General features: G+C 35.7%; 13 protein-coding genes. 9 read left to right on the forward strand and 4 right to left on the reverse strand.

What is annotated here, in order from left to right:
- Positions 1-10: 10 nt before the first annotated feature.
- Both CPHY_RS06770 and CPHY_RS06775 read left to right on the forward strand, forming a co-directional pair.
- The gene (locus tag CPHY_RS06770) at positions 11-544 is read left to right on the forward strand and encodes a GNAT family N-acetyltransferase (RefSeq protein ID WP_012199323.1); all 534 of its coding nucleotides are present in this window, start codon (positions 11-13) and stop codon (positions 542-544) included.
- Positions 528-995 (forward strand): LURP-one-related/scramblase family protein, encoded by a 468-nt coding sequence (locus CPHY_RS06775; RefSeq protein WP_012199324.1) that lies wholly within the window; start codon positions 528-530, stop codon positions 993-995. The genes CPHY_RS06770 and CPHY_RS06775 overlap by 17 nt, the downstream gene beginning before the upstream one ends.
- Before the next feature lie 164 nt (positions 996-1,159).
- On the opposite strand, the gene CPHY_RS06780 is transcribed toward CPHY_RS06775, so the two are convergent.
- Positions 1,160-2,044, reverse strand: coding sequence for a LysR family transcriptional regulator (locus CPHY_RS06780; RefSeq protein WP_012199325.1), 885 nt, complete (start codon positions 2,042-2,044; stop codon positions 1,160-1,162).
- Between the two features lie 162 nt (positions 2,045-2,206).
- Between CPHY_RS06780 and CPHY_RS06785 the strand changes: the two genes are divergently transcribed.
- Together CPHY_RS06785 and CPHY_RS22415 are read left to right on the forward strand one after the other, a co-directional pair.
- On the forward strand, positions 2,207-2,710 hold the full coding sequence (locus CPHY_RS06785) for a nitroreductase family protein (protein WP_012199326.1): 504 nt from the start codon (positions 2,207-2,209) through the stop codon (positions 2,708-2,710).
- Positions 2,711-2,790: 80 nt separating this feature from the next.
- Positions 2,791-3,018: a hypothetical protein gene (locus CPHY_RS22415; RefSeq protein WP_012199327.1), complete on the forward strand. Its 228-nt coding sequence runs from the start codon at positions 2,791-2,793 to the stop codon at positions 3,016-3,018.
- A 19-nt stretch (positions 3,019-3,037) separates the two neighbouring features.
- Here CPHY_RS22415 and CPHY_RS06795 read toward each other — a convergent pair whose 3' ends face one another.
- A complete protein-coding gene (locus CPHY_RS06795) occupies positions 3,038-3,511 on the reverse strand; it encodes a pyridoxamine 5'-phosphate oxidase family protein (protein WP_012199328.1) in 474 nt (157 codons plus the stop codon).
- Positions 3,512-3,649: 138 nt separating this feature from the next.
- Between CPHY_RS06795 and pdxR the strand changes: the two genes are divergently transcribed.
- Positions 3,650-5,092 carry a MocR-like pyridoxine biosynthesis transcription factor PdxR gene (gene pdxR, locus CPHY_RS06800; RefSeq protein WP_012199329.1) on the forward strand — a complete coding sequence of 481 codons (1,443 nt, stop codon included), beginning with the start codon at positions 3,650-3,652 and terminating at the stop codon, positions 5,090-5,092.
- A gap of 210 nt (positions 5,093-5,302) precedes the next feature.
- Here the strand turns inward: pdxR and CPHY_RS20680 are convergent, their stop codons facing one another.
- On the reverse strand, positions 5,303-6,463 hold the full coding sequence (locus tag CPHY_RS20680; protein ID WP_012199330.1) for a DMT family transporter: 1,161 nt from the start codon (positions 6,461-6,463) through the stop codon (positions 5,303-5,305).
- Positions 6,464-6,564: 101 nt separating this feature from the next.
- Between CPHY_RS20680 and CPHY_RS06810 the strand changes: the two genes are divergently transcribed.
- A complete protein-coding gene (locus tag CPHY_RS06810) occupies positions 6,565-7,239 on the forward strand; it encodes a Crp/Fnr family transcriptional regulator (RefSeq protein WP_012199331.1) in 675 nt (224 codons plus the stop codon).
- Positions 7,240-7,396: 157 nt separating this feature from the next.
- Here the strand turns inward: CPHY_RS06810 and CPHY_RS06815 are convergent, their stop codons facing one another.
- A complete protein-coding gene (locus tag CPHY_RS06815; protein ID WP_012199332.1) occupies positions 7,397-8,434 on the reverse strand; it encodes a pectinesterase family protein in 1,038 nt (345 codons plus the stop codon).
- Positions 8,435-9,016: 582 nt separating this feature from the next.
- Here CPHY_RS06815 and CPHY_RS06820 point away from each other — a divergent pair.
- From CPHY_RS06820 to CPHY_RS06830, 3 genes are all read left to right on the forward strand, one after another.
- The gene (locus tag CPHY_RS06820) at positions 9,017-10,549 is read left to right on the forward strand and encodes a methyltransferase domain-containing protein (protein WP_012199333.1); all 1,533 of its coding nucleotides are present in this window, start codon (positions 9,017-9,019) and stop codon (positions 10,547-10,549) included.
- A 68-nt stretch (positions 10,550-10,617) separates the two neighbouring features.
- Entirely contained in the window at positions 10,618-11,520 is a 903-nt protein-coding gene (locus tag CPHY_RS06825) for a deoxyribonuclease IV (RefSeq protein WP_012199334.1), read from the forward strand.
- 165 nt (positions 11,521-11,685) lie between these two features.
- The gene (locus tag CPHY_RS06830; protein ID WP_012199335.1) at positions 11,686-12,720 is read left to right on the forward strand and encodes a DUF2804 domain-containing protein; all 1,035 of its coding nucleotides are present in this window, start codon (positions 11,686-11,688) and stop codon (positions 12,718-12,720) included.
- Positions 12,721-12,739: the final 19 nt, after the last annotated feature.

Here is a 12,739-nt window from a genome sequence, read left to right on the forward strand (position 1 = left end):
GGATTATGTAATGTTTATTGAAACAAAACGTTTGATAATAAGGGATTTCCTAGAAGAGGATGTATTGGAAGCTTATCAATATCTTAGGGATGAGCGAGTTATGAAGTTTGTGGAACCTATTTTTAGTGTAGAACAAGCAAGGGAGTTTGTTTTAACATATGGATGTGAAAAAAATATGGTTTTTGCACTAATGGAAAAGGAATCTAAAAAATTAATTGGACATGTGATATTTCATCCTTATGACAGCCAAGATGAATATGAAATTGGATGGATTTTAAACAGTGATTTTTGGGGAAAAGGATATGCTGCTGAGGCGAGTGAAGCATTAATAGGGCATGCATTTGAAAATTTGAATGTGAACCGAATTGTAGCAGAAACCGTGGATAGAAATGTGTATGCTCTGTCAATCATTCAAAAACTAGGTATGCAAGAGAATAGGATGAGATCAGGAACGTTTTTGAAGTTATTTGAAATTAATAAAGTTGAAGTTAATAAATTTGAAATTAATAAAGCTGAAGGGGAAAAAGATGAAACTACTATTTAAACAAAGATTTTTTTCATGGTTTGACAGCTATGACATTTATAATGAATTTGGTGAAACCGTTTATACGGTAAAAGGTGTTCTCTCTTGGGGACACTGTCTAAAAATATATGATTCCGCAAATCGAGAGGTCGGAATGTTAAAAGAACAGGTTTTGACTTTTCTGCCGAAATTTCATATGTTTTTATATGGAAATGAAATTGGTACTATAAATAAAGAATTTACTTTTTTCCGACCTAAATTTTATCTTAACTGTAATGGTTGGGAGGTAGAGGGAGATTTATTTGAATGGGACTATTCAGTTAAGGATGGTTCACAGCTTATTATGACAGCATCAAAAAAGCTTTGGAATCTTACTGATACGTATGAAATAGATGTTATACAACCAGAAAATGCGCTTGTTGCTTTGATGATTGTACTTGCAATAGATGCTGCTAAATGTGGAAAAAATTAAGATTATTTTTATAACACAGTGAGAGGAGGAAATTTTCATTAATGATGAAGATTTCCTCCTTCTCGATTTAAAACAAATTCCCTTCAATAAAAATACATAATTGCATAGAGGAAAATTCAAAGATTTTTACAGCTTCCACATCAATCGCATGTTGTGGAAACTTATCACCACTTAACATCTGTGCATACTACTAAAAATGCCTCCAATGAAGGAGAGAGCCATTTATCACTATGGTGTACAACCTGAATGAACAATTCTAAATTTTTCCCTTTCCAATCGATCATAGAAAGTTGATTGGATGCTATTTCCTCATCTACGGCATATAAAGGTAAAACTGCTATTCCAAAGCCCAGTACAGCAAATTGCTTAAGATCAGAAATGCTTGCTGTTTCCAACATAATTCTAAATGACTCATTTGCTTCTTCCATAACCGCCTGAAAGATATTCTTCCAGCAACTGCTGTGCGATATTAAAAGCATGGGGTGACTTGATACATCGTGGGGAAGTATATTTCCCACGCCATCTAAAGGGTGATTAGGTGAAACAAAAAGACCCAATGATTCTTCCTGATATATTTTAACTGTTAGCTCAGGGACGTGCCATGGCTTGTCCAATAACACTGCTACATCAATTAGATTTTCTTTCAACCACAATTCCAATTCATCCGATGAACCGATTTTTATATGAAATTCAACCTCTGGATACCGTTTGCGATATTCGTCTAACAGTTTAGGCAATTTAACAGAGCAAACGGATTCATTCACTCCAATCGTTAAAATTCCATGTGGAGACTTTAATAAAGATAGAGAACCTTTTGCCTTTTCCCATGAAAAGAGAAGTTGTCTTGCATCTACGAGGAATTGTTCGCCTTCGGGTGTAAGGCAGACCTTTTTGCCTAATCTATCAAATAATTTTACACCCAATTCTTTCTCCAAAAGTTGTATTTGGGATGTAATGGATGATTGAGCGTATCCAAGCTGGTCTGCCGCCTTCGTGAAGTTATGCAGTGTAGCGACAGTCACAAATGCTATAATTAAACGTATGTCCATAATATGAAACCTTCCATCTGATTTATTGATTGTATCAATAGAAACAATTAATTTTACCGATTATATAAATCGTGTTACCATGATATCACATATTGAAAGTAAAAAACAATGCTTAGTTTTTTGAGTTGTGATTTATGAAATACAAGAATGGGAGGTAGTAATGTGAAAGAAATATTTAATCGCAGAAGTATTCGGGAATTCAAAAACATGCCTGTGGAGAAAGATAAAATAGACAAATTGTTACGAGCAGCTATGCAAGCACCTTCAGCGTTAAATCAACAGCCTTGGGAATTTATTGTATTTGAAAGCAAAACAGCCCTACAGAAACTATCCAAGGCTATGCCAGATGCAAAACCAGTTTATAATTCAGGGTTAACAATGATTTTGGTAGCGAATAGCGAAAAATTTAGATATGAACCAGATTGGGAGTTGGATATGAGTGCAGCAGCCCAAAATATTTTATTGGAAGCTGTTCATTTGGGACTTGGAGCAGTGTGGATGAGTATTACATCTGTGGATTCTGCTATAAATTATGTGCGGGAGATGTATAAACTGCCATCAAATATAAAACCTTTTGCCTTGATTGCTATTGGGTATCCAGATAAGCACAAAAATCAATTTATAGATCGATATAATTCTGAAAAAATCCATTATGAAAAGTGGTAAGACTGTGATTAGCAGAAATACACTTAATAATGTTGGAGCATTCCTCAATGGTATGAAAATTTGAAAAGGAGAAATTTGAAATGTCTAAAAATATTGTTGTAATCAATGGAAGTCCAAGAAAAAACGGTAACTCGGAACTTTTGGTGGATGCGTTTATTGAAGGAGCCAATGGTAGTGGAAATAAAGTCACCATATCGGCCGGTAGAGAGAGTGGTAAAGATTACTACCAAACCTGTAAAAGGTATGGGCGCCCAGATGGGCGCTTTTTATTTCCTTCATTCTATTTGGCTTTTATGGTAATTATATAAAATAAGGTTACCTTTTGCCCTATTTATGATATTTTCCTGTACACTCTACGATATCAATCTCAATCACAGCGGTACCCTTAATCATGTTATCAGGAAGCTCTTTCCCAGCAAATTGTGGCGTGTACTTCTCAACCAGCCTATTCAACACTTCACGTTTATATTCTAGGTCCTCAAGCAGCGAAGCGTTTCCAATAATTACAACACTATTGTACTCAGCCTCAGTGTCACAAGCATTTTCTATATTGTCAGTCAAGAGACCAAACAATTCATCAACCTCAAAGCATACTTTGGAATTTCGATTTACATTATCGATTTTTTGTCCCTTTGGAAGACCATGCATATAAATTTTATTATTGTAGTAAACAAAATGCATAGCAATGACATATGGATAACCATTCTCGTTGATGGTAGCGAATCGTCCAGTATTTGCACGATGAAGTAACTCTTCAATCTGCTCCAACGTTAATTGAAACTTTCTCATTCTATATTGCATAATTCTTCACCCTCCTAATTATGTTAAATTGACTTATATTCAAGATTTATATGTACTTGATATACAAGCAAACATATTATATCATGTAAGTGTACCTGTAAAAAGATACACTTATACGATATATTATGGGGTACACTTATGATTAAGGATGGTTATAATTCTATGATCTATATTCAGGAAAATTCAGATGATCCAATGTATCTTCAGATCTACTATCAGATCAAAGAAGATATTGTACAAGGAAATATTGTACCTGAGGAACGGCTTCCGGGTATTCGCACATTAGCCCAAACACTTGGTATAGCGCGTAATACTGTCAGTCGGGCTTATGCCCAGCTAGCTGTGGAAGGATATGCTGAGTCAAGACATGGTTCAGGATTTTTTGTTCTAGATGTCTCAAACAAAGTTACGGAGAGGAATTATGTAACACAAGATACAGACATTTTATCTGACGAAAGATTGAAACTGAAGCAATCAGTATGTCTATATGATTTTCAATACGGTGGGCTTCCTCATGAACAATTTCCTTTTAAGTTATGGCGAAAATATACCTCTCAAATTCTCTTATCATCACAAAAAGATGTAGTGAATCAATATCCGGATAAGCAGGGTGATCTGTTATTAAGACAAGAAATCAAAAAATACCTACACAGGTCAAGGGGGATGATTTGCCTTGAGGAACAGATTATCATAGGCTCTGGACTACACTATTCGTTAGATATTTTGTGCAAGATTTTGTTTAAAGAAAACAATACGATTGCTATGGAAGAACCCGGCTATAATGGAGCCAGAGATGTATTTATTAACAACAATTATAATTTGTATCCGATCCCAGCCAATAAAGATGGAATTATTCTCTCGTCCATTCATTGTTCTGGTGCATGTGCTGCTTATGTAACACCTTCACATCAATTTCCTTACGGAACCGTGATGCCAATATATCAGCGTAAGGAACTCCTTAATTGGGCAATTGATAACGATGCGTATATCATTGAGGATGATTATGACAGTGAACTCAGATATGATGCTAACCCAGTGCCATCGCTCCATTCCCTAGACATTGACGATCGTACTATCTATATCGGAACTTTTTCAAAGTCCCTTTCTCCTTCCGTGCGGGTGAACTATATGGTGCTACCAGTACGGTTACTCACGAGGTATTATAGTCTATTCCGTTCCTACAATTCTCCTGTATCATGGTTGACGCAACGTGTTTTAGCCGATTATATGAGAGATGGAAACTATGAGCGTCATGTTCGAAAAATGTGCCTCACCTATAAAAGACGGCATGATGTGTTAGTACGGGAGGCAACGAAACTGTTTGGCAGCAAAGTAATCTTATATGGTCGCGGAGCAGGGTTGCATTTCGTTTTGGTGTTCTCAGGTGGTGAAGAACAGGAGTGGCTTATTAATCAGGCGGAAAAAGTTGGGGTCAAAGTATATCCTATGATTCCATTCTGGAATGAGAGGAACGCTTGTCCCAAAAACGTGATATTTTTAGGATACAGCTTACTGAGTGAACAAGAGATACGAAGAGGCATCGCATTGCTACAGTCCGCATGGTTTGGTGTATTACCATAAGATGTATGTATACTTAATAGAAAACATAAAGCCTCTCAATTAGGAGATCATAAAGAACCATGTCGAGCATTTAAAAGATTTAAAGAGCCATGGAAAACTTGTACTTTGTGGGCCTTTCACGGATTATCCCGAAGGAATGGCTGTTTTCTTGGTTGGGGATAAAAAGGAAAAAGAGGCGGCTTTGACTGTTTTTAAAACCGCCTCATCGACTTAAATTATATTATTAGATGTTGATGTACAATCGTCCCTGATTTCTTCTTCAACTAACTCATCCCGAAAAATAAATTTTGCATTACACTTATATCCATAGCAAAAATTTCGATTGGAAGGTTGTATCGTCCAACAATAAGGACAACATACTCCATTTTTCGGGCGTGTTTCAAATACAATATCTTGAGGTGAAGTGAATGGTTCATTTGCAAGTTCTAAGAGATGATTCTGATACTCTTTTTTTAAGTTACGAATTCCTTCACAGTTCTTTCTGTTTTTGCTTTCTTTGTTGCAGAGGAATTGCTCATATATCATATTTAACGAGATTCCGATAGCAACCAGTACCCCACCTGTAAAAGTTTTTTCTGAGTATCCACTCTTTGTTAATATATCAATCACAATTCCTGTAAATATTTGACCTACAAAAGTTAAAAGTGTTAATCGAAATGCTGATAATTTCGGAACAGTTATGTTGCTAAGCAATACGGTGGTAACGCCAAGCATACCTCCTAAATATATCCATAACTCAGGCGTAAACTTATATACTATGAAAGATTGGCTACTTTTTGTGATCGCAATTGTGATTACAACTGCTATTGGGAGTCCCACAACATGGTTTATGAATGAACTCTGCATATCACCAACATGTTGTGACAACTTAGCATTTATTGAACGAGAAAGAACTATTGTAATTCCTGAACAGAAAGATAGCAATATAGCATATAATGCTGTTTCCGCTATATTATCTAACATTACAAGAATACCAAGAAGGGAAAAAACAAACCCGATAATTGATGACTTCCTAAATGCGTGCTTTTTCATACCAAAAAGTCCAAGACAGTCAATCAATAATGAAGCTACTGTCTGACCCAATAGACCTAAAGCTACGATACTTGTCAAACTGATTTTTCCAAATGCAAAGTTATTAAATACGAGTGTCAATATACCAATTGCTCCACCTAAATATAACCAGAGAGGCATATTTTTCTTTAGGGTAATCGTTTTTTTTGTTAATTTGCAAAGTAAGAATGCAAATATAACACCTACGACATGAACAATTATTATTGCATTAAAATTACCATATTGAAGTGCAAGTCTACCGTTGAGTGCAACCATTACAGCTATGACTAATCCAGTAATTAAAGATAGTATATTATACATATTATTACCTCCTTAAATCAATTGTACTAGATAAGTTGACATTCCCATAGGACATATGTCATACTGATTTATAATATATGTTATAATTTGGAGGGTGATAAATGCAGAGTAGTCCTTTGAAAAAAGAGCATCTCAATAAATTAGAAGGATATGGCATAAACAATATGCCCTTGGATGCATGCTTATGTCTGAGGTTTGAAGCTGGAGAAAACATTTTACATGAAGGAATGCCAATTATGTACCTTATGTTTGTTGTTACAGGGAAGGTTAAAATTTGTTCCACAGCGAAAAATGGCAAAGATTTAGTTTTATGCTATTATATTTCCGATGGCATTATAGGCGATTTAGAATTGATGACCAATACCTATGATGCAACAGCCAGTATTATAGCCATAACTGATTTTGAGTGTATCGCATTGCCCTATCAAAAATATGCTATAGATTTAAAAAATAATCTTGCCTTTCTGAAGAGAATTGGGAGTGAACTTTCTAACAAGCTATTGCGAATTTCAAAAAATTATGTATTTACTACCTTGCATTCAGGAGAAGAACGTCTATGCTCCTATATTTTACAAGCATCACATAATGGTATATTTAATGATATACTGACGGATGTATCTTGTTCAATAGGTATGAGTTATAGGCATATGTTTCGCTTGTTGAACCAGCTCTGTACAGATGGGTTATTGGACAAAAGAGACAATGGGTATATCATTGTTGACCGTGAAGAATTGCTTCGAAGAGCGCCAGGGGGATACGACGGCATGATGTGTTGAACAATAGATAAAAAAGGCATTGCATTTGCTACAATCCGCAAGGCTCAGTGTATTACCATAAGAAATGTTACGCTTTGATAAAGTGTCTTCGGCCTCAAGATAAATGACCTAGGAAGCCTAGGTCATTTATCTTGAGGCCGAAGACACCTTTTTTAGTCTAATCAGCTAGTACTAAAGATGGTACCCAGTTATCATCACCAGCTAATACTTTTTCCTTGGTATATTTAAGTGCTTCATAATCTGAGAGCTGCTTAGAAAAAGAAGCTCGTTTTCCTTCAGTGATAGCTTTTGAACCTTCACCAGTACTTTGATATTCTGCATAAAGCATCGTTTTATGAGCTTCTGGTTTATTCCAGTCATGCCAACCTTCCTCACGAATATGCTCCCCAATTTCACAATGTAGAAATACTGTCTTAGCAAAGTTTCGCCAAGGTCTTCCTAAATATATGCTATGTTTTGGGCAATCGCTGGTTAGACGGCAATGAGAAAAGACATATCCATATTCCTGTCCTTCTGCAGTACTTGCTGCAGTTATATAGCCATAGTTCTTCTGTTCTTCTCCTTGTTTTGCAGGAGGAAGATCGTCTGTCTTTTGAGAAAAAATTTCACAGTGATCAAAAAATGAAGTTGCACTTCCAAAGATAAAATCAACATCGCCTCGAATATAACAGTTACGATAATAATGACGACCATTTACTCGTGGTTCAAACTCTTTTGGTCCAGTAAAACCACCAAGTTGGTTTGCTGATGGAGGGAGTGGAGCTGTAAATAAGGTATCTTGACTACCAAGAAGAATACAATTATCAAATACCATTCGGTCTCCATCCACATAAAGTGCAAGTGCTTGTCCTACTTGATGACCATAACCAGAGTTATTTTGAAAAGTGAGATTCTTTGCTGTGAAATCATTAGCATCAATGAATACAGAAGGGGTGCGAAACGTTCCTCTTTTACTGCCATCTTCCATAATCATGTTAGCATAATCATCAAAGGTAAGTATGGTCTCTTCTTTTGATTCACCAATTAAGGTTAAGTTAGGCTGCTTAATGATAAGTTTTTCTTTGTATGTTCCCTTCTTAATAAAAATAGTTACCGGCTCTATAGTTCCTTCTGGAATACTTGAGAGTGCATCAGTAATCGTAGAAAATTCATGTTCTGATGTTTTGTCTTTGGATACGTAAATCGTTCTACTCATTTGTTCTTCTCCTTTATGTAGTGTAAGTAATCTATAAAATGATTAGGTTATTTAAATATATTTGACTTAGATGAGGAAATCTCAATATCCCTGACAATAAATCAAAAGTGACCGTATTGTTTATATAAAAGTACTTTGGTAAATACTAAGTCTTAAATTATAAGAACTCAAAATCGTGCTCTTATAATCTGATTGTCGGTGCAAAAAGGGCACCTTTTGTCAGAAGCATATAAAAGAACTTCGGATGATTTATATTATAGAGACTAAAATCATGTTTCTAAAATCGGATTAGCGGTGCCAAAAGCGCACCTTTTATCAGAAGTTAAAAATCAAACTTCTGATAATTTATATTATAGAAACTAAAAGCATGTTTTTATAATCAGATTAGCGGTGCCAAAACGCACCTTTCATCAGAAGTTTATAAATCAAATTTCTCATAAGACTTATTATAGCATACGGTACAAGAGGATACTATAAACAATTAATGCTCCCATGATATTAAAGGCGATGGAAGTTCACATTTACTTTTGTGGAGAAAAAAGCTATAATACTAACAGAATATGAAACAAGGTAGGTAAAAGAATGCTTAGAGCAACCTTTCAAAATATAGTAGAGAACAGGGATGTTAGAAAAAATCTGATTCTTTTAAAGGAGATGCTTCGTGAAGATGGAAAAAATGATAGTCATAATAGAGAAGCTTTGCTTTATGTGATTGCTGGAAAATATGAGGTATTTCGTGGCTTATTGCAGGATGAAGATGCAAAGGTTAGAAAAAATACAGCATTAATTATGGGGGAATTGGCAGTTCCAGAATTTGCAGAGATTCTTTATGAAGCTTATAATAACGAGACACAACGATTTGTGAAAAGCTCGTATTTATCTGCTTTAATGAACATGGACTATAATGAACTTCTTCCAAAGCTTCGGACAAACTATGAGGCTGTGAAAAGTATTCCATTAACGGACGAGAATAAAAAACATCTGAGTGAGGAGCTTCGATTACTGGAGGAGCTTTTGGTTCAATCAGAAGGAGAAAAAAAGCACACCTTTGTTGGTTATGATAAGGTAAATGAAATGGTTTTACTGTGCAATCGAAACCATATTTATGTGACCATGGAACAACTTGGGAAGATACCCAAGAAGGAATTTACAGCTGGGGTAATGGTAAAGACAAAAGAATTAAGAGAAGTTCTTAAAATACGGACTTACCGAGAGTTACTATTTGCAGTTGATGGAGTTCGAACAGTACCAAATGATGTTACGGAAGCAGCTGGAGTTTTGACAGATGGTAGCTTATATCAATTTTTAGAAGAACGTCACAAAGGAGAAGGACCTTTCTATTTCCGTCTCGAGATAAAAGGAAAGATGGATTTAGAGAAGCGCACTACCTTTGTTAAAAAACTTAGCGTTGAGATAGAGTATTTGAGTGAGCGTAAGCTTCTTAATTCCGTAAATCATTATGAGGTCGAGATTCGCCTTATTGAAAATAAAGAAGGCAAATTTAATGTATTATTGCGCCTTTATACGTTACCAGATGAGCGCTTTATATACCGTAAAGAAGTGATTGGTACCAGTATCCACCCAGCAAATGCAGCACTAACTGCGCAACTTGTGAAACCATACCTTATAGAAGATGCGCAAGTACTTGATCCATTTTGCGGAGTTGGAACAATGTTAATCGAACGTGATTTATGCGTGCGTGCAAAAACAATGTATGGTCTTGATATCTATGGTGAAGCTATAGAGAAGGCGCGTATTAATACGGAGCTTGTAAACCGATGTGGGCTTAAAAATGAAGATGGCGGACATCTCGTGATTAATTATATTAATCGAGATTTCTTTGATTTCAGGCATGATTATTTGTTTGACGAAATCTTTACCAATATGCCTACCGTAGGACGAAGCATGGACGAAGGTGAATTACTCAACTTGTACCAGAAGTTTTTTAGGAGAGCTCATGAACTTTTAGAGGATCAGGGGATAATTGTGTTATATTCACATAACCGTGATTATGTAAGAAAATTTGCAAGTACAAAGCCTTATCGCATTGAGAAAGAGTTTGAGATTTCTATGATGGAGAAGACTTATGTATATGTAATTAGAGTTAGTAGATAGTAGTATCAAAATCTTCAAAATGATTTGATACGCAAGTGTATTAGTGACAAAAGAAAGTAGAGGTTTTTATGTTAAAGATAGGTTCCCACGTCGGGATGAGTGGAAAAGAGGCGTTTTTTGGTTCTGCTAAGGAAGCTCATTCTTATGATGCGAATACATTTATGGTATATACAGGAGCACCACAGAATACGAGAAGAAAAGATATATCAGACCTTCGCTTAGAGGAAGGATTTGAGTTTATGAAACAGCATGGAATTTCCGATATCGTGATTCATGCACCGTATATCATCAATCTTGGTAATTCCGTGAATTTAGATACTTATAGCTTAGCAGTTGATTTTTTAGCAAAAGAAATGGAAAGAACCAAGGCATTTCGCAGTAAGTATTTAGTTCTTCACCCAGGAGCACATGTTGGGGCTGGTGTGGATGCTGGTATTAAACAAATTGTGCAAGGTTTGAATGAAGTTTTAACGAGAGATACAGATCTCTATATCGCACTAGAAACTATGGCTGGAAAAGGCAGCGAAATAGGAAGAAACTTTGAAGAACTAGCTAGAATATATGACGGTGTCAAGTATAATGACCGTTTACGTGTTTGCTTTGATACCTGTCATACCAATGATGCAGGATATGATGTTGTAAATGATTTTGATGGAGTCATAGAACAATTCGATAAACTGATAGGCAAAGAACAAATTGCGGTGTTCCATATCAATGATAGCAAAAATGATAGAGGGGCATCGAAAGATCGTCATGAAAACATTGGATTTGGGACATTAGGCTTTGATGCAATTAGCTATATTGTTCATCATAGTGATTTTATCGAAGTACCAAAGATTCTTGAAACCCCATATGTTAGTCTGCCAAATGAGAAAGAGAAATCCTTACCACCGTACCGATATGAAATTGAAATGTTAAGAAATAGCGTATTTGATCCACAAATCTTAGAGAAAATACAAAATAACCGATAGAAGTTGAATCCACTCCGTTCACTAGATTTCTAATTGAAACTTTTCTTATGTTTCTGGGTTACAATCTAGCTTGGGCGAAATACAGATAAAGAAGCAAAAGGGTGATTACGATTTTTAAAAGGGGTGTCTAACAGTATATAGTAACTGTGCGAAGGGAGATTGGGTATGAGAAGCCAATTATTACAGCGGGGTAATTTATTGGATGAAAAGGGTTGCCTAACGGGTACAGGTTATGCAACCTCCTTGGTAAAAGACTATCGACGAAAGGATATTAAAGCAGGTTCTTTACGAATCAAAGAGTGGGATTATTATTTAATCTATAATGAGGATTTCGGGATTGCGTTAACTCTAGCAGATAATGGCTATATGGGGCTTGTGGGGGCATCCTTTATAGACTTTAAGAATGCGACAGAGAAAACAACAAATATTATAACTCCTTTTCCAATGGGGCGTATGAAGATGCCCGAAAGTTCAGTAAGCGGCGATGTTAGTTACCAAAACAAACGGGTTGAGGTTTCTTTTCAAAACGATGGGAAGGAAAGACATCTTTATCTAAAGATGAAGCATTTTCATAAGGACAAAGATTTTTTTGCTGATGTTACTTTAACAGAAAAGCCAGAGCTAGATTCTATGGTAATTGCGACACCATTTTCTAAGAAGAAAAAAGCATTTTATTATAATCAGAAAATAATCGGTATGCAAGTGAGCGGATGTGTTATTATTGGGGAAAAAACTTATTCTTTCGGAAAAAGCAGCCTAGGGTTATTAGATTGGGGACGTGGGGTCTGGACTTATAATAATGTATGGTACTGGGGTGCTGGTCAGGGACAGGTTGATGGAAAATCATTTGGTTTTAACTTAGGTTATGGTTTTGGTGATACCAAAAATGCAACTGAGAATATGATTTTTTATGAGGGAAAAGCACACAAGTTTGACGATATTGAATTTATAATACCAAAGGATGAATCCGGGAAAGAAGAGTATCTAAAGTCGTGGAAATTTAAGTCGTCTGATCAAAGATTTGAGATGGATTTTACACCAATATTAGATCGAAAGTCACGAACCAGTTTTGCAATTTTATTAAGTGATCAACATCAGGTCTTTGGTAAATTTAATGGGAAAGCTATCCTTGATGATGGAACAGAGATCATGGTTACTGATTTTCTCGGGTTTGCGGAGAAAGTACATAACAAGTGGTAAGTGTGAAGAGAATTTCTAA

Origin of the sequence: Lachnoclostridium phytofermentans ISDg (genome assembly GCF_000018685.1) — a bacterium.
GTDB lineage: Bacteria > Bacillota > Clostridia > Lachnospirales > Lachnospiraceae > Lachnoclostridium > Lachnoclostridium phytofermentans.

What these genes read in the sequence shown, in the direction of transcription:
- CPHY_RS06770 (WP_012199323.1), top strand. Translation starts at nt 11, where the DNA reads ATGTTTATTGAAACAAAACGTTTGATAATAAGGGATTTCCTAGAAGAG.
- CPHY_RS06775 (WP_012199324.1), top strand. Translation starts at nt 528, where the DNA reads ATGAAACTACTATTTAAACAAAGATTTTTTTCATGGTTTGACAGCTAT.
- CPHY_RS06780 (WP_012199325.1), bottom strand. Translation starts at nt 2,044, where the DNA reads ATGGACATACGTTTAATTATAGCATTTGTGACTGTCGCTACACTGCAT.
- CPHY_RS22415 (WP_012199327.1), top strand. Translation starts at nt 2,791, where the DNA reads ATGTCTAAAAATATTGTTGTAATCAATGGAAGTCCAAGAAAAAACGGT.
- CPHY_RS06795 (WP_012199328.1), bottom strand. Translation starts at nt 3,511, where the DNA reads ATGCAATATAGAATGAGAAAGTTTCAATTAACGTTGGAGCAGATTGAA.
- pdxR (WP_012199329.1), top strand. Translation starts at nt 3,650, where the DNA reads ATGATTAAGGATGGTTATAATTCTATGATCTATATTCAGGAAAATTCA.
- CPHY_RS20680 (WP_012199330.1), bottom strand. Translation starts at nt 6,463, where the DNA reads ATGTATAATATACTATCTTTAATTACTGGATTAGTCATAGCTGTAATG.
- CPHY_RS06810 (WP_012199331.1), top strand. Translation starts at nt 6,565, where the DNA reads ATGCAGAGTAGTCCTTTGAAAAAAGAGCATCTCAATAAATTAGAAGGA.
- CPHY_RS06815 (WP_012199332.1), bottom strand. Translation starts at nt 8,434, where the DNA reads ATGAGTAGAACGATTTACGTATCCAAAGACAAAACATCAGAACATGAA.
- CPHY_RS06820 (WP_012199333.1), top strand. Translation starts at nt 9,017, where the DNA reads ATGCTTAGAGCAACCTTTCAAAATATAGTAGAGAACAGGGATGTTAGA.
- CPHY_RS06825 (WP_012199334.1), top strand. Translation starts at nt 10,618, where the DNA reads ATGTTAAAGATAGGTTCCCACGTCGGGATGAGTGGAAAAGAGGCGTTT.
- CPHY_RS06830 (WP_012199335.1), top strand. Translation starts at nt 11,686, where the DNA reads ATGAGAAGCCAATTATTACAGCGGGGTAATTTATTGGATGAAAAGGGT.